This is a genomic window from Nocardioides sp. NBC_00850, from assembly GCF_045207335.1.
In the GTDB taxonomy this organism is placed as follows: Bacteria; Actinomycetota; Actinomycetes; order Propionibacteriales; family Nocardioidaceae; genus Nocardioides.
Genome location: NZ_CP108845.1, coordinates 5,731,261 through 5,747,806, shown reverse-complemented (window position 1 = coordinate 5,747,806; position 16,546 = coordinate 5,731,261). Strand labels below are relative to the sequence as shown.

The 16,546-nt window shown below is 70.7% G+C and carries 10 protein-coding genes; 7 read left to right on the top strand and 3 right to left on the bottom strand.

Annotated features, from left to right (window positions below):
* Positions 1–40 precede the first annotated feature (40 nt).
* Complete coding sequence (locus OH802_RS27885) at positions 41–430, top strand: hypothetical protein (RefSeq protein ID WP_406023614.1); 390 nt, start codon at positions 41–43, stop codon at positions 428–430.
* On the opposite strand, the gene OH802_RS27880 is transcribed toward OH802_RS27885, so the two are convergent.
* A complete protein-coding gene (locus OH802_RS27880; protein ID WP_406023613.1) occupies positions 391–2,955 on the bottom strand; it encodes a LuxR C-terminal-related transcriptional regulator in 2,565 nt (854 codons plus the stop codon). The genes OH802_RS27885 and OH802_RS27880 overlap by 40 nt on opposite strands.
* Positions 2,956–3,397: 442 nt before the next feature.
* Between OH802_RS27880 and OH802_RS27875 the strand changes: the two genes are divergently transcribed.
* Genes OH802_RS27875 through OH802_RS27860 form a run of 4 tightly spaced genes read left to right on the top strand, consistent with a single transcriptional unit; the run spans position 3,398 to position 9,929 of the window.
* The gene (locus tag OH802_RS27875; protein WP_406023612.1) at positions 3,398–4,867 is read left to right on the top strand and encodes a cytochrome ubiquinol oxidase subunit I; all 1,470 of its coding nucleotides are present in this window, start codon (positions 3,398–3,400) and stop codon (positions 4,865–4,867) included.
* Positions 4,868–4,877: 10 nt separating this feature from the next.
* Positions 4,878–5,879: a cytochrome d ubiquinol oxidase subunit II gene (gene cydB, locus OH802_RS27870; protein WP_406023611.1), complete on the top strand. Its 1,002-nt coding sequence runs from the start codon at positions 4,878–4,880 to the stop codon at positions 5,877–5,879.
* Between the two features lies 1 nt (position 5,880).
* A complete protein-coding gene (cydD, locus tag OH802_RS27865; RefSeq protein WP_406023610.1) occupies positions 5,881–9,273 on the top strand; it encodes a thiol reductant ABC exporter subunit CydD in 3,393 nt (1,130 codons plus the stop codon).
* A complete protein-coding gene (locus OH802_RS27860; RefSeq protein WP_350662111.1) occupies positions 9,267–9,929 on the top strand; it encodes a response regulator transcription factor in 663 nt (220 codons plus the stop codon). The genes cydD and OH802_RS27860 overlap by 7 nt, the downstream gene beginning before the upstream one ends.
* Positions 9,930–9,935: 6 nt before the next feature.
* Here the strand turns inward: OH802_RS27860 and OH802_RS27855 are convergent, their stop codons facing one another.
* Positions 9,936–11,576, bottom strand: a complete 1,641-nt coding sequence (locus OH802_RS27855) for a GAF domain-containing sensor histidine kinase (protein ID WP_406023609.1) — start codon at positions 11,574–11,576, stop codon at positions 9,936–9,938.
* A 96-nt stretch (positions 11,577–11,672) separates the two neighbouring features.
* Positions 11,673–12,098 carry a YchJ family protein gene (locus OH802_RS27850; protein WP_406023608.1) on the bottom strand — a complete coding sequence of 142 codons (426 nt, stop codon included), beginning with the start codon at positions 12,096–12,098 and terminating at the stop codon, positions 11,673–11,675.
* Positions 12,099–12,212: 114 nt separating this feature from the next.
* Here OH802_RS27850 and OH802_RS27845 point away from each other — a divergent pair, with 114 nt between their 5' ends.
* Positions 12,213–15,065 (top strand): BTAD domain-containing putative transcriptional regulator, encoded by a 2,853-nt coding sequence (locus OH802_RS27845; protein WP_406023607.1) that lies wholly within the window; start codon positions 12,213–12,215, stop codon positions 15,063–15,065.
* Positions 15,062–16,465, top strand: a complete 1,404-nt coding sequence (locus tag OH802_RS27840; protein ID WP_355228297.1) for a magnesium chelatase — start codon at positions 15,062–15,064, stop codon at positions 16,463–16,465. The genes OH802_RS27845 and OH802_RS27840 overlap by 4 nt, the downstream gene beginning before the upstream one ends.
* The last annotated feature ends 81 nt before the right edge of the window (positions 16,466–16,546 follow it).

Below are 16,546 nucleotides of genomic sequence, written 5' to 3'. Positions count from 1 at the left end.
CCCTAGCGGGGGAGGGTCGCGTACGCCATGATGCGTGCTCATGATCGCGTCCCCCCACACCCGCCGAAGCGGAGCCCGAGGCAGTCAGCATCGCCTGACGGCCATCGCCGCGGCCTCTCTGCTCACGCTGTTCGCGCTGACCGCATGTGGTGGTGGCGAGGGCAGCGGCGGTGGCGGGGGTGATCGGCCCAGCGTCGAGGACATCGAGGGCCAGATCACCCAGAGCAGCGGCGACCAGGTGACCGAGAAGCAGGCCGCATGCCTGGCGAAGACCTACTACGAGTCGGATCTCTCCGACGAGGCGGTACGCCTCCTGGTCGAGGCCGAGGACGTCTCCAAGATCAGCCCGGAGGATCTCTCGGAGGCGGACCAGAAGGCCAGCAAGGAGCTCTACGAGCCGCTGGTGAAGTGCCTGTCGCCGGCTGAGTAGTCGCCGTTCGGCGCCGGCCGGAGCCAGGTGTCGGCCACCCGGGCGAGGTCCTCGCGACCCGAGACCCCGGTCTTGCGGCTGATGTTGTGCAGGTGGGTCTCGACGGTGCGGGTGCTCATCTCCAGGTCCGCGGCCAGCGAGGCGGTCGTGGGTCCCTCGGGGAGCAGCCGAAGCACCTCGCTCTCCCGTCCGGAGAGCCCGATGTGGGTTGCCGCGCGACGGAACATGCCGGCCCGGCTGCCGGAGATCTCGGAGCGTTCCCAGGCGGTGTCGAGGGTCTCGGCGGCGCCGGCCAGGTCGCCGGCCTCGCGCTGGAGGATCGCCAGCGAGATCGCGGCTCTGGTCACGAACACGAGGGCGCCGGCATCGGCGAGCTTCACGATCGCCTCGCGGAGGCCGTCGACGTCGCCGGCGGCCGTGGTCGCGGCGTACGCTCCCATGCCCTGCAGCAGCGGGCTCTCGGTGCCGGCCGCCAGGCTGGCGGCCCGGGTGATGTGCTTGTTCTCGTTGGCGCCGCGCTCGACCGCCTCGACGGCGAGGAAGATGCCGCCGGTGATGTAGCCGGCGTCCAGCCGCTGGCCGACGAGCTCGCACAGCTCCTTCAGGCTGGGCATCCGGCCGCTGGCCGGCGCCATGATGCTGGCCACCATCCCGGGCCAGGGGCCGAAGGCGACCTTCGCGCCGCCGATCTGGGAGGCGAGGCTGCGGGCGTACTCCGGGCGGCCCTGCGCCATCGCGATCTCGGCGCCGAGGGTCAGGATGCCGGTGTGGGCGACGTCGCGATAGGCCGCGACGCTCGAGGAGGAGAGGCTCTGGAAGGCCGCCTGGCTCGCCTCGGTCAGCCGGCCGGCGATGCTCAGACCGAGTACGCAGAGATAGGCGTGGGCCTGGATGAGCATGGCGCCCGAGCTCTGGTAGGCCGCCTCGAGCTGCTCGCGGGCGAAGTCGATGCCTCGTTCCAGGTCGCCGCCGAGCATGTCGGCGAGCCCGATGAGGAAGGCGTGCAGCCCGGCGGGCAGCGGGTTCTGCGGCTGCTGGCTCTCGAGCAGGTTGCGTGCCTGCTCGACCATCCCGGCGGCGAGGAGGCGTTCGGCGGCGACCACGCCGAGCATCTCGGGGCCGGCCGAGTCGCGCGGGTCGGGCTCGACGTCGGGCACCTCGGGGACGTACTCCGTCTGGAACTGCAGATGGGCGCGGGTGGCCTCGAGCGTCGCGGCGAAGGTGGGCAGCCGGTTCAGCCCGTCGTCGAGCACAGCCTTGGCGGCGTTCAGGTCGCCCAGCTCGACCGCCTTCCAGGTGGCGAACCAGGCCAGCATCCAGGCCGACTCCTGGGTGTCGGTCAGCGGCGTACGCCGCTCGACCTCCTCGATCTGGTCGCTGGGCGCCGCCGTGTTGCGGAGCGCGACCAGGAGCGGCAGCGCCGTCTCGGGCGACGGCATCTCGGTCCAGGAGCGGCGCGCTCGGGTGACCTCGTCGGCCATCTGGCGCAGCGATCGCTGGTGGAGCAGGGCGGCGTCGGCGCCGCGGGGACGGTGGGTGGCGTAGTCGAGGAGCGGTTGCTCTGCGGCGAGGTGGTTGCGGGCGATCACCAGCCCGAACGCCGAGCCCTCGGTGATCAGGTAGTCGCCGATGAGCGGTGGGTAGAGGCCCACGACGCCGCTGCCCGGGCCGTCCTCGCTGTGCCGCGCCAGGCCGTGGGCGAAGAGCGCGTCGAGCACGTTGCGCTCGAGCAGCTTCTCGGCCTCGTCCAGCGGCACCGGACCCGTCACCGCGAGCGCGGTCGCGCCGTCCCAGGCGTCCTGGTCGAGCCCGGCGACGATCGGCTCGACGGCCGAGGCGAGCTCAGGAGCCCAGCCCGTACGCCGCGGCAGCCGCCACAACCCGTCGAGCTGCTCCAGCACCCCCGCCCGCGGCCCGACGGTGGCGATGGCCCGAACCAGGCCGAGCAGGCCGCCGGTCGCCATCGCGATCCGGGCCAGGGACCCGGCCTCCACCGGGCCGCCGAGGATCCCGCGGCACACCTCGTGCACCTCGTCGACCTCGAGCGCGGGGGAGCGCACCTGGACCGACGGTGCGATGCCGAGCATCAGCGTGTTCTCGGCGACAGGGTGCTGGTGGCGGCTGCTGGTCACGGCCAGGAGACGTCGTTGGCGGTGGATGTTTCGCAGGGCTCCGACCGAGTAGGTGTCGAGCGCGTCGGCGTCGTCGATCACCAGGACCGTGCCGTTGCCGAGCTGCTTGCTCAGCGCCGTGGTCATCTCACCGATGGTGCGCCGGGGACCGGTGGGCGTCGCGCTGCCGATGCCGGCGGCGGTCAGCGCGGCGAACGGCTCGTTCTGCCAGGCGCGGTGGCCGCTGAGCTGGAGCACGGACCGGCCCTCGTCCTCGAGCCGGTTGGCGACCAGGGCGCAGAGCTCGCTGCGGCCGGATGCGCGGGGCCCCACCAGATGGACGCTCAGGCCCGCGCCGACGTAGTCGATGACCTCGTCGACCACCCGCGCGAGGACACCTTCGCGATCCGACATGCTCACCCCCCACCTCAAGGTACATCCAAATGCATACCCGATTTTCTGTGGAGCCGCTGTATCGCCCGCGTATTAGGTCTACTGATACGCAGGTTACCTGTTTACAGTACGTAAACAGTCCGTCCGCGACCGCAACCTCTGGGCGCAGATGATGAGATAGTGATCTCACGGGCTGAGGTTCTCCTCGGCCTGAACACTGAGTGACACCAGGTTGCCGCATCAGCTCCCCCATCTGTATGCGGCCCTGGTGGCACGAAGATCTGAGAGCCCGGCCGTCCCGGACTCGAGGTCGCGATCATCCCCCCGCGGTCGTGACCTCGAGCCCAGGGCGGCCGGGCTTCTTTGTGTCTGCGATGGGCTCAGGTGCGGTGGCTCACAAGAAACGTACCCCCTCGGGAGGGGGTGCTGAGGTTCATGTGGCGGCAGTGACATAGTGATCGACGTGGACAGCGTCCTGGAGTTAGCCAGGTGGCAGTTCGGCATCGTGACCGTCTACCACTTCCTGTTCGTCCCGCTCACGGTGGGACTCACCATGCTCGTCGCCGTGCTGGAGACGATCTGGCTGCGTACGAAGAACCCTGAGTGGCTTCGGCTGACGAAGTTCTTCGCGAAGCTCTTCCTGATCAACTTCGCGCTCGGTGTGGTCACCGGGATCGTGCAGGAGTTCCAGTTCGGGATGACCTGGTCGGACTACTCCCGCTTCGTCGGGGACGTCTTCGGGGCTCCGCTGGCGATCGAGGCGCTGCTCGCCTTCTTCCTGGAGTCGACCTTCCTGGGCCTGTGGATCTTCGGCTGGGACAAGCTGCCACGAGCGCTGCACAACGCGTGCATGTGGATCGTGCACCTCGGCACCCTGGCGTCGTCGTGGTTCATCCTCGCGGCCAACTCCTGGATGCAGCACCCGGTCGGCTACACGTTCAACGAGGTCACCGGCCGCGCCGAGCTCACCGACTTCTGGGCGGTGATGGTCAACAAGGTGCAGCTGGGTACGTTCCCGCACGTCATCCTCGCGGCGTACCTGACCTCGGCGGCCTTCATGCTCGGCATCCTGGGCTGGCTCTACCTGCGCCGGCCCGGTGAGAACAACGCCGACCGCCCGATGCACCGGCGCGGGATGGTGCTGGCGGCCTGGATCATGGTCTTCTCCGGTATCGGTGTGGCGGTCTCGGGCGACATCCAGGGCAAGATCATGACCGAGGTGCAGCCGATGAAGATGGCGGCCGCGGAGGCGCTGTGGGAGACCTCCGACTCGTGTGCGCCGTTCTCCATCCTGACCATCGGCACCCGCGACGGGAAGCACGAGAAGTGGGCGCTCGAGGTGCCCTGCGTGCTGTCCTTCCTCGGCACCGGCACCTTCGACGGCAAGGTCGAGGGCATCTACGACCTGCAGGAGCAGTACCGCGAGAAGTACGGCTCGACGCCGGGCGCGACCTACTACTCACCCGGCGACTACACCCCCAACATCCCGGTCACCTACTGGACCTTCCGCTGGATGATGGGCCTGGGCGTCGTCGGCAGCCTCATCGGGCTGGCGGTCCTCTGGTTCACCCGCCGAGGACGTACGCCGACGGGGCTGGTCGGGCGCTTCCTGCCCGCGCTGGCGATCTCGGCGCCGGTGATGGTGCTGCTGGGCAACTCGATGGGCTGGATCTTCACCGAGATGGGCCGCCAACCATGGGTGGTCTTCGGGGTGCTGACGACCGCCAACGGCGTCTCGCCGGGCGTCGAGCCCTGGGAGGTGTGGATGTCGCTCCTCGGGTTCACCGCGCTCTATGCCGTGCTCGCGGTGGTCGAGGTCGGCCTTCTCATCAAGTACGTGAAGAAGGCTCCGGACCCGTTCGTCGAGCCACCCGACCCCTCCCTGCGCGGCTCCGACTCGGATGCCGACGAGCCGATGAACTTCGCGTACTGAGGAGCAACTGATGGAACTCACGACTGTCTGGTTCTGCCTCATCGCCGTGCTGTGGATCGGCTACTTCGTCCTGGAGGGCTTCGACTTCGGCGTCGGGATGCTGCTCCCGGTGCTGGCCCGCGACGACCGCGAGCGGCGCGTCATGATCAACACGATCGGCCCGGTCTGGGACGGCAACGAGGTCTGGCTGCTGACCGCAGGAGGGGCGACGTTCGCGGCGTTCCCGGAGTGGTACGCCACCTTGTTCTCCGGCTTCTACCTGCCGCTGTTCCTCATCCTGATCGCGCTGATCGTGCGTGGCGTCGCCTTCGAGTATCGCCACCAGCGGCCCTCGGTCACCTGGGCCGGCTGGTGGGACCGCGCGGTGATCTTCGGGTCCTACGTCCCAGCGTTCCTGTGGGGTGTGGCCTTCGCCAACATCGTGCGCGGGGTGCCGATCGACGCCGACTTCGAGTTCACGGGGACGGTGCTGACGCTGCTGAACCCGTACGGGCTCCTCGGCGGACTCGTCACGCTGTCGCTCTTCGTGACCCACGGTGCGCTGTTCATCGCCCTCAAGACCGACGGCGAGATCCGCGGCCGGGCTCGTGCGCTGGCGCTCAAGGTCGGGGTGGTCGCCGCCGTGCTCGCCGTGGTGTTCCTGGTCTGGACGCAGGTTCTGACCGGCAACCTCGGCACCGCCGTGATCTTCGTGGTGGCGGCGCTCGCGCTCGTGGGCGGGCTGGCGGCTGCGTACGTCGGTCGTGAGGGGTTCGCCTTCGCGGGCACCTTCCTCGCCATCGGGCTGGCCGTGGCCGGGCTCTTCGTGGGGCTCTTCCCCGACGTGATGCCCTCGAGCACCGACGTCGCCAACTCGCTGACGACGACCAATGCCGCGGCGACGCCCTACACGCTGAAGCTGATGACCATCGTGGCGGCGGTGTTCACGCCGATCGTGGTGGGCTACCAGGCCTGGACGTACTGGATCTTCCGCAAGCGGATCTCGATCCATCACATCCCCGCCGCCCATTGAGATGCGCCCGAACGACCCGCGACTGCGCGCCCAGCTGTCGGTAGCCCGGCGGCCGCTGGCCGTCGTGGTGGCGGCAGGGGTGCTGGGTGCGGTGCTGCTGATCGCCCAGACGTACGCCGTCACCGGACTGCTCATCTCCGCGATCCGCGACACGGGGTCGGTGAGCGGCTGGGCCCTGGCGGTCGTCGCCGTCTTCGCCGGGCGCGCCGTCTTCGGAGTGGTCTCCGACGTGGCCGGTGCCCGGGCCGCCGGTGTCGTCGGGGCGGACCTGCGGCGCCGGGTGGTCGGGGCGATCCTGCGCGGCCGGTCGGAGAGCTCAGGCTCGCTCTCGGCGCTGGCCACGCGCGGGGTCTCGGCCGCCGAGCCGTACCTGACGCGCTATGTGCCGGCGCTGGTACTGGCGTGCGTGCTGCCTGTCATGGTGCTCGCGGTGATCGTCTGGACCGACCCGCTCAGTGGTCTCATCGTGGGACTCACGCTGCCGCTGATCCCGATCTTCGGGGTGCTGGTCGGGCTGGCCACGCGTGACCAGGCGGCCAGCCAGTGGCGAGCGATGTCGGCCCTGGCCGGTCACTTCCTCGACGTGATGAAGGGCCTGCCGACCCTGGTCGCCTTCGGTCGCGCCACGGCGCAGTCGCGCGTCATCGCCACGATCACCGACCGCTACCGCCGCCGCACCCTCGAGACCCTGAAGATCGCGTTCGCATCCTCGGCGGTGCTCGAGCTCGTCGCCACCATCTCGGTCGCCCTGGTGGCGGTGATCATCGGGGTCCGGCTCGCCGCCGGCTCGGTCGACCTGCAGACGGCTCTCGTCGTCCTGCTGCTCGCCCCCGAGGCCTACTGGCCGCTGCGCCGCGTCGGCACCGAGTTCCACGCGGCCGCCGAGGGTACGGCCACCCTCGAGGCCACCGCGGACCTCTCCGCGCGAGACGTCACCAGCGTCGGCCGAGACGTCACCGACTGCCAACTCGACCGACGGGAGCGACGTCTCGGCATGTCTCTGGCCGAGGTGGGGCTGACCTACCCGGGCCGCGAGCGGCCGGCGCTGGCGCCGGTCTCCGCGACGGTCCCCGCTCGGGGGATCACCGCCATCGTCGGTCCGAGCGGTTGCGGGAAGTCCACGTTGCTGGCGACGATCGCGGGCCTCCACGAGACGTACGCTGGCACCGTCGAGCTCGACGGACTGACCCCGGCTGCGGGTGACGAGTGGCGACGGCGGTTCGCCTACCTGCCGCAGCGCCCGGTGTTCGTCAGCGGCACCATCGCCGACAACCTGCGGCTGGGGTCGCCGGAGGCGACCGAGAGCGACCTGTGGCGCGTACTCAAGCGGGTAGCCCTCGCCGACCGGATCGCCGACCTCCCCGGCGGGCTCGGAGCCGACTTGGCAGAGGACGGCCGCTCGCTCTCGGCGGGTGAGCGGGCCCGGCTGGCACTGGCCCGCGTCGTACTCTCCGATCGTTCCTGGGTCCTCCTCGACGAGCCGACCGCCCACCTCGACCCCGACACCGAGCGGATCATCGCCGACACCGTCACCGACCTCGCCCGCGATCGAGCCGTCGTCCTCGTCGCCCACCGCGACGCGCTCATCGACATCGCCGACCAGGTCATCTCCCTCTCCGCCGGGTCCCCTCCCGCCGAAACCGTAGAAGCGGCGGCCGAGACCGCAGAAATGGCGGACGAAAGTGGAGTTTCGTCGCCCACAACTACCGATTCGCCCGCCACAGCTCACGATTCGGCCGCCACAAGTGAGGGTTCGGCGCGGGTGGCGCTGTGGGGATCGGCGGTGGTCGGCGGGCTGAGCTGGGCGTCGGGGGTGGCGCTGACGGCGCTGGCCGGATGGCTGATCATCAAGGCCTCCTACCACCCGGTGATCCTGACGCTGGTGGCGGCGATGGTGGGGGTGCGTACGTTCGGGATCGCGCGGCCGGTGCTGCGCTACCTGGAGCGGTTGTGGTCGCACGACAGTGCGCTGCGGCTGCTGGCCAGGCGGCGGGTGCAGATCTACGACGCGCTGGTGCCGTTGGTGCCCGGCGCGCTGCCCGGCCGCAGGGGAGACGTGCTGGCCAGCGTCGTCGACGATGTCGACGCAGTGCTCGACGAGGAGCTGCGGGTGCGGCTGCCGATCCGGGAGTACGCCGTCGTGGCGGCCCTCGCAGTCCTGGCGACCGCGCTCATCGACCCGGTCGCCGGGGCCTTCACCATGGCCACGGTGCTGGCGGCGGGAGCCGCCTTCGGGATCGCGTACGCCGGAGCCGCACGCGCCGAGAACATCTCGGTCACGGTGCGGGCGAAGGTGTCCGAGCAAGTGGTCGAGGCGACCCAGACGGCGACCGAGCGCCGGATGTGGCAGGCCGGCGAGCCGGTGCTGCAGACCCTCGACGACCTGGCCGGTGCAGCCACCAGGGCGACCACGACAGCGGCGTCGGCCTCCTCGCTGGCAAAGGCCCTCGTGCTGGTCACCGCCGGCGCGGCGGTCGCGGCGACCGCCGCCTACGCCACCGTCGGCGACGGCCCGATGCTCGCTCTGCTCACCCTGGTCCCGCTGGCGCTCGCCGAGCCCGCGGCGACCCTCGCCGACGCCGGCGCGGCCCGGGCCCGTACCCGTGCCGCGCAGCGCCGTCTCGACGACCTCACCAGCCGCCCGCCGGCGGTCAGAGCCCCGGAGCATCCCGAGCGGCCCGCCGACGACACCACGATCACGATCACCGGCGTCACCGCCCACCCTGGCGGCCAGCAGGTCGGCCAGAGCGTCGAGATCCCCGACCTGCACGTCGAGCCGGGCGCGCGGATCGGCATCGTCGGCCCGTCCGGCTCCGGCAAGAGCACCCTGGCCGCGCTGCTGCTGCGCTTCCTCGACCCGGACACCGGCACGATCACCCTGGGCGGAAGATCGACCGGCGACATGGACCCACAGGACGTACGGAAGATCGTGGGTCTCGTCGACGACGACCCGCACGTCTTCGCCTCCAGCCTCGTCGAGAACGTACGCCTGGCCAGGCCCGAGGCCACCGACGACGAGGTCGAGCAGGCGATCCGGCGCGCCCACCTCGGCGACTGGCTCGATGCCCTCCCCGCCGGAATGCAGACCAGGCTCGGCGACGGCGCCGCTGAGGTCTCGGGAGGCGAACGGGCCAGGCTGGCGGTGGCGAGGTCGCTGCTGGCAGGGCACAAGGTCCTGGTTCTGGATGAACCTTTGGCTCATCTGGACACCGCGACCGCCGCGTCGCTGGCGCGTGAGGTGCTCGCGCGGGAGGATGGCTCGACAGCTGGCGCAGAGCCTGGTCCGCATGGCGGCACGAAAACCGTATTGTGGATGACTCACACATCGACCGGACTGGGGCTGACCGATACCGTGGTCTCCCTTCAACGAATGGGGGAAGTGAGACGGTGTTGACCGAGACAAGGACGATCCGGGTCTACCTGCTCGACGACCACGAGGTCGTGCGCCAAGGGTTGACGACACTGCTCGACAGTCATGACGACATCGCCGTCGTCGGCCAAGGCGGCACCACCGCCCAGGCACGCGAGGACATCGACCGCCTCCAGCCGGACGTGTGCGTGCTCGACGCCCGCCTGCCCGACGGCTCGGGGATCGAGGTGTGCCGTGAGGTCCGTGCGGCCTACCCCGAGATGCTCGCACTCATCCTGACCTCGTATGACGACGACGAGGCGCTCTTCTCGGCGATCATGGCCGGGGCCAAGGGGTACGTCCTCAAGGACATCCGCGGCAACGACCTGGTCGAGGCGATCCGCACCGTCTCCGGTGGCGGCTCGCTGCTCGACCCGCTGATGACCGCGAAGGTCATGGAGAAGATGCGCAACCCCGATGGCGAGTCGCCGCAGATGCAGGCGCTCACGCCCCAGGAGAAGCGCCTGCTCGCGCTCATCGGCGAGGGCCTGACCAACCGCGAGATCGCCGGGCGGATGTTCCTGGCCGAGAAGACGGTCAAGAACTACGTCTCCAGCATCCTGGCCAAGCTCGGTGTGCAGCGACGCACCCAGGCGGCGCTGATGGCCAAGGAGCTGCTCCACCCTCGCCGGGGTCAGTAGTAGGAATCAGACCCCAGCGCCCAACGGCACCTGCCAGACGAGCTCGGTGCCGCTGGGGGAGCGCGGGCCGATCTCGAGCTGACCGCCGAGCTGGACCGCGCGACAACGGGCGTTCTTCAGCCCGCTCTCCTCGGCCTCGTCGGGGACGCCGCCGCCGTCGTCGCGTACGACGAGCTTGATCTCGTCGTCCTGAAGGCTCAGCTCGATCTGGGCGCTGTGGGCCTGGGCGTGCCGGGCGAGGTTGGAGACCGCCTCGCGCAGGACCGGCAGCAGGTGGTTGCGGACCGAGTCGGGCACCGCGGTGTCGACCGGCCCGGTGATCTTGATCTCCGGGGTGAAGTCCATGACGCCGGCGTACTCCCGGACGACCTCGCGCACCTGCGCGCGCAGCGAGGAGGCGTCGTGGTTGCTGAGGTCGAAGATGGAGCCGCGTACGTCCTTGATGGTCTGGTCCAACGCGTCGACCTGCTCCGAGAGCCGCTTGGGCAGGTCCTCGACCCGCTGCGGGTTGCGGCCCAGGGTCTCCAGCTGGAGCCCGATCGCGAAGAGGCGCTGGATGACCACGTCGTGCAGGTCGCGGGCGATCCGGTCACGGTCGGTGATGACGGCGAGGTCGGCCCGGTCCTCGACCGCGCGGAGGCGGTCCAGGGCGAGGGCGGCCTGGCCGGCGAAGCCGAAGAAGAGCTCGCGCTCGTGCTCGTCGTGGGCGGCGCTGGCCTTGTCGTAGATCGCCAGCAGCGCGCCGCGGCCGGCGAGCGAGGAGCGCACCGGAGCGACCACGACGTAGAGGCCGTCGACCTCGAGGTCGAGCGGCTCGACGATGCGACGGTCGATCAGGAGCGGGACCTTCTCGGTCACGGCCCGGACCCGCTCCTCTTCGCCGGGCGCGGCAGCGACGCCGGAGACGAGGCCGTGCTCGATGCGGGTGCCGGCACCGACGCCGATCGCGCGCATCAGCGGCAGCGCGGTCTCGCACATCCGCTCGAGGGCGACCAGGTGGTCCAGCGGCGGGGTCAGGGCGCGGCTGAGCTCGGCGCTCGCCTCGAGCCACCTGCGGCGCTGCTCGCTGAGCTCGAGCTCGCGCACCTTGTCGATCTGGGCGCCGGCGGCTCGGGCGAGGGCGACGACGAGCTGCTCGTCGTGGCTGGTGAACTCGGCGCCGCCGACCTTCTCCGACAGCAGCAGGTGGCCGAAGTCGCGGTTGTCGATGCGCAGCGGCACCTCGATGAACCTGCGCTTGCCGGGGTCGCCCGTACGCAGCGCGTGGCTGCCGCCGCCATCAGAGGTGCGGGGTGAGACCAGCAGGAGAGGCTCGGGAGCGGTGACTCCTCTGGGCCGGGTCGTCGATGCCGGCTCGTCGTCATCGCCATCATCCTCGACACGAGCCCGGCGGCCCCGGCTCTTGCCGACGACCTGCAGCGTCGGCTCCTGCTGGTGGCCGTAGGTGATCAGGTCCTGCAGGTCACCGTCGGGGCTGAGGACGCCGAGGGCGCCGTAGCTCGCTCCGGTCAGCTCGCAGGCGGAGCGGGTGATTCTCTCCAGCATGGCGCTCAGGTCGAGCTCGCTCGACATCGCGATGACCGCGTCCAAGAGCGAGCGCGCCGATGGCTCCAGACCGGTCAGGTCCTCGGTCGCGTCAGTGGTCACTTGTCAGAGTCTGTCGTGCCGGACCCGGTCGCGTCCACATATCGGCAACAGTTTCTCCACTGTCTGCCTCAAACTCACGCGAATGCTTGCGTTTGGTCATTGACTCGCGATCTCGCCGTCGACGTAGAGCCACCGTCCGGCACGCACCTCGAACCGGCTGTGCTCGGCGAGCACCCCGTCGCCAGACGGTGCCTGGTAGGACGCCCGGAACGCCACCCAGCCGTGGGTGTCGTCATCGAGCCCGAAGCCCTCGATCTCCAGCCCCGTCCACGTCAGTCGTGAGTCGGGTGCGGCCACGCCCAGGTCGTCGGGGCGGGTCCCCGGATGCCAGGTGCGGAAGATGTAGTCCCAGTCTCCGAGGGCGTACGCCGCGTAGCGGCTGCGCATCAATTCCTCCGGAGTCTCGGCCAGGGCGCCGCCACGGTGCAGTCGGTGGCAGCACATCGCATAGCGCCGCCCGCTGCCGCACGGGCACTCCTCGGGCAGGGGCGATCCGGTGGCGGTGCGGCCGAAGGGAGACATGCGCCCCATTGTGTACTGGAAAGGACGCATTCTCGTCGTAGGCCCGGAGCGCCCCGTCTATTGTGTGGGGGTGGCTCTCAGGCGCAAGCGGCTCGGGACGGCGGGGGTGCATCGGTGACGGATGTGAACATCTGTCTGCTGGGCCCCTTGATCGTCACGCGCGCAGGCGAGCCCGTGGAGGTCCCGGGACGACGCCCGCGCACGTTGCTGTCGTTGCTGGCCCTGGAGGCCGGCACCCCGGTCTCCGCCGACCTGCTCGCCGACCGGATCTGGGGCGAGGAGCTCCCCGACAACCCGCGCGGTAGCCTGCACACCTACATCGGGCGGCTGCGTCGGGTGCTCGGCAAGGAGGTCGTACGCCGCGCCGCCGGCGGCTACATCCTCGACCTGCCCCGCTCCTCGGTCGACGCGCTCGCCTTCATCGACCTGCTCGACGCCGCCGAGGGCCTCGAGGCCTACGACCGGCTCGAGGAGGCCATCGCGCTGTGGCGCGCCGAGCCGTTCGACGAGCCTTCCGGGGACTCGCTGGCCGAGCGCACCCGCCCGTGGCTGGTCGACCGCTACCTCGCCGCGTTGGAGCATCGCGCCGAGATCGACATCGCCGCCGGCCGGGCCGCGAAGGCGGTCGCCGACGTGCGTCGGGTGGTGGGCGACCATCCGTTGCGGGAGTCCCTGTGGGTGGTGCTCCTGGACGCGTTGGACGCGGCGGGGCGTACGGCCGAGGCGTTGGAGGCCTATGAGGAGGTCCGGGCGCGACTGGCCGACGAGCTCGGCGCCGACCCCGGCGCGGAGCTGCGGTCCACGTTCACCCGGCTGCTGACCGGCTCCTCGCCGGCCCCGGAGGTCGAGGCCTCCCAGGGTCAGGCGACCGTGCCCGCGCAGCGCGTCTCGGAGGAGGACATGGTCCCGAGACAGCTTCCGGCCGACATCCCCAGCTTCTCCGGGCGAGAGGCCGAGCTCCGGCTGCTCGACGCGGTGACCATCTCCCACGACGCCGGCTGGCCGAGCGTGGTCGCCGTGCACGGCATCGGGGCGGTGGGCAAGACCGCGTTCGCGGTGCACTGGGCGCGTGCCCGGACCGAGCACTTCCCCGACGGTCAGCTCTTCATCGACCTGCGCGGCTTCGGCCCGGGCGAGCCGCTCTCGCACGCCCAGGCGCTCACGACCCTGCTGATCGGGCTCGGCGTCGACGCCGCCTCGGTGCCGGCCGAGGTGGACGCCGCATCGGCGCTGCTGCGTACGACGCTCGCGCAGCGGCGCATGCTCCTGGTGCTCGACAACGCTCGCGACTCCACCCAGGTGCGACCCCTGCTGCCGGGTGGTGACTCTCTGGTGCTGGTGACCAGCCGGAGCCAGCTGCGTGGCCTGGCGACCCGCGAGGGTGCCCGCCGGCTCGCGCTGGACACGCTCGCCCCGGCGGAGTCGGCGGCCTTCCTGAGGCAGCGGCTCATCGACCGGACGGCCGACGAGGCGGACGTACGCGCCCTCGCGGACAGATGTGGACACCTGCCGCTGGCTCTCGCCGTCGCTGCCGAGCGCTGCAGCCGCTACCCCGACCTCCCGCTGACCGACCTGGTCGCCGAGCTCGACGGCGAGACCAGCCGGCTGGCGGCGCTGGAGGCACCGCTCGACCCGATCTCCGACCTGCGCGCGGTCTTCTCCTGGTCCTACGACTCCCTCGACGAGGAGTCGCAGCGTGCCTTCCGCCTCCTCGGTCTCCGCCCGGGTCATGAGATCGGGATGCCCGCGATGGCGGCGCTCTTCGCCGTCGACATCGCCGCCGCCCGGCGCCTGGTCGACAAGCTGGTCGACGCCAACCTCGTCCGTGAGCACCGGCCCGGGCGCTTCGTGCTCCACGACCTGATCCGCGACTACGCCCTGGAGATGGGCTCGGAGAAGGAGTCCGGCCAGGCGCTGCTGCGGCTGGTGAGCTGGTACACCCACTCCCTGGTCGCGGCCTCAGAGGCCGACGGCCGGTCCTTCCGGCTGATGAGCCTCGACCCCGTCGTGGATGGGGTGACACCGCTGAGCTTCGCCACCTCGCAGCAGGCCCGCGCCTGGGGCGACCGGGAGTGGCTGACCATGGGCAGCGCCGTACGTGTCGCCGTGCGCGCGGGGCTGCTGGGCCCTGCGTACCAGCTGGTCAACAAGATGTTCAGCCTCTCGATGCGGCACCCACCCGCCGATACCATCCCGCTCCAGGAGCTCGGCCTCGACGCCGCCCTCCGCGCCGGTCAGCACGTCGATGCGGCCTACATCCGCAACCAGTCCGGGATCAGCCGGGCCCGGGTCGGCGACCTGACCCGCGCGATCACGGAGTTCCGTGGCGCCGCCGAGGTGTTCCGCGAGGCTGGGACCGCCGCCGGCCTGGAGATGGCGCTGTCCAACTGCGGCCAGGCGCTCAGCATGACCGGCTCGCTCGACGAGGCCGTCGCAGTCCTCGAGGAGGCGTACGCCGTCGCGGATTCGGCCGGGATGGACGACCGTGCCCGCGCCAGCCTGATCGGGCTGGCCGAGGTCTACGTCCGGATGGAGCGCTACGAGGACGCCGTGCGGCTGGTCGAGGAGGAGATCGGCTACGCGTCGGTCGACGTCGACTCCTCAGCCTCGCCGCGGATGACCCTGGTCGATGCCCTGATCGGCCTGCGGCGCTACGCCGAGGCCGAGACCCATCTGCGGCTGGAGCTGACCCACCGACTCGAGGAGCGCAACCGGTGGGGTGAGGCCAACGTCCTCGTACGCCGGGCCGTGGTCGAGCGCGAGACCGAGCGTGTCGCGCAGGCCCGGGCGACGCTCCACGAGGTCGTCGCGATCCTGGACGAGGTGGGGGAGCTCGACCGCACCGCGCTGACCCGGGAGCGGGTCGAGGAGCTGCTCGCCAGCGTCGGGTCCTCCGCATCCGCGGATCGGGACGTCGACGCCGAGGCCGCCCAGGGGTTGGGCGGCGGCGTAGCGTTGCGTCCGTGACTGCCGCACCCACGATCAGCACCCTCGGCCAGCTTCGCGCGAGTGGCCATGTGTTCAAGTCGCTCCGTGAGGAGATCCGCGACAACCTGCTGGCGAAGCTGGCAGCCGGAGAGGACCCCTGGCCCGGGCTCCACGGGCTGGAGGACACCGTCATCCCGCAGCTCGAGCGTGCCCTGATCGCCGGACACGACGTCGTCCTGCTGGGCGAGCGCGGTCAGGGAAAGACCAGGCTGCTGCGTACGTTGGTCGGACTGCTTGACGAGTGGACACCGGTCATCGAGGGATCCGAGCTCGGCGAGCACCCCTACGAGCCCGTCAGCGTCGGGTCCCAGCGGTTGGCAGCGACCGCCGGCGAGGCGCTGCCGATCGCGTGGAAGCATCGCTCCGAGCGTTACTCGGAGAAGCTGGCCACCCCCGACACGTCCGTGGCCGACCTGATCGGCGACGTCGACCCGATGAAGGTCGCCGAGGGACGCTCGCTGGGCGACCCGGAGACGATCCACTTCGGCCTGATCCCGCGCTCCCACCGCGGCATCGTCGCGATCAACGAGCTGCCCGACCTCGCCGAGCGGATCCAGGTCGCGATGCTCAACGTGATGGAGGAGCGCGACATCCAGATCCGCGGCTACGTGCTGCGGCTGCCGCTCGACCTGCTAGTGGTCGCCTCGGCGAACCCGGAGGACTACACCAACCGCGGCCGGATCATCACGCCGCTGAAGGACCGCTTCGGTGCCGAGATCCGCACCCACTACCCGCGCGAGCTCGCCGCGGAGATGGCGGTCATCCGGCAGGAGGCCGCCCTGGTCGCCGACGTACCCGACCACCTCCTCGAGATCCTCGCCGTCTTCACCCGTCACCTGCGCAGCTCCTCCGCGGTCGACCAGCGCTCCGGGGTCTCCGCCCGCTTCTCGATCGCGGGCGCCGAGACCGTCGCCGCCGCGGCCCTGCATCGCGCCACCGTCCAGGGCGAGGCCGACGCGGTCGCCCGCATCGTCGATCTGGAGACGGCCGTCGAGGTGCTCTCCGGCAAGATCGAGTTCGAGTCCGGCGAGGAGGGCCGCGAGGCCGAGATCCTCACCCACCTGCTGCGTACGGCCATCGCCGAGACCGTCCGCAAGTCCTTCCGCGGCCTCGACTTCGCGCTTCTCATCGACGCCATCGAGGACGGCCGCATGGTCACCACCGGCACCAAGGTCGCTGCCGCCGACTTCCTGGCCGGCCTCCCCGTCCTGGGCGAGTCCGACCTCTACGACCAGATCGGCGACCGCGTCTACGAGTCCACCGGCGGTCCCAAGAACGACGGCCAGCTGGCCAGCGCCATCGAGCTGGCCCTCGAGGGCCTGTTCCTTGCGAGGAAGATCGGCAAAGACACAGCCGACGGGGAAACGATCTATGGCTGAGCCGGGAGGCATCGGCAGGGGGTAACACGTCGTTCGTAGGACTACTCGCCCTATCAGAACGACCGGATAGACCTACGAACA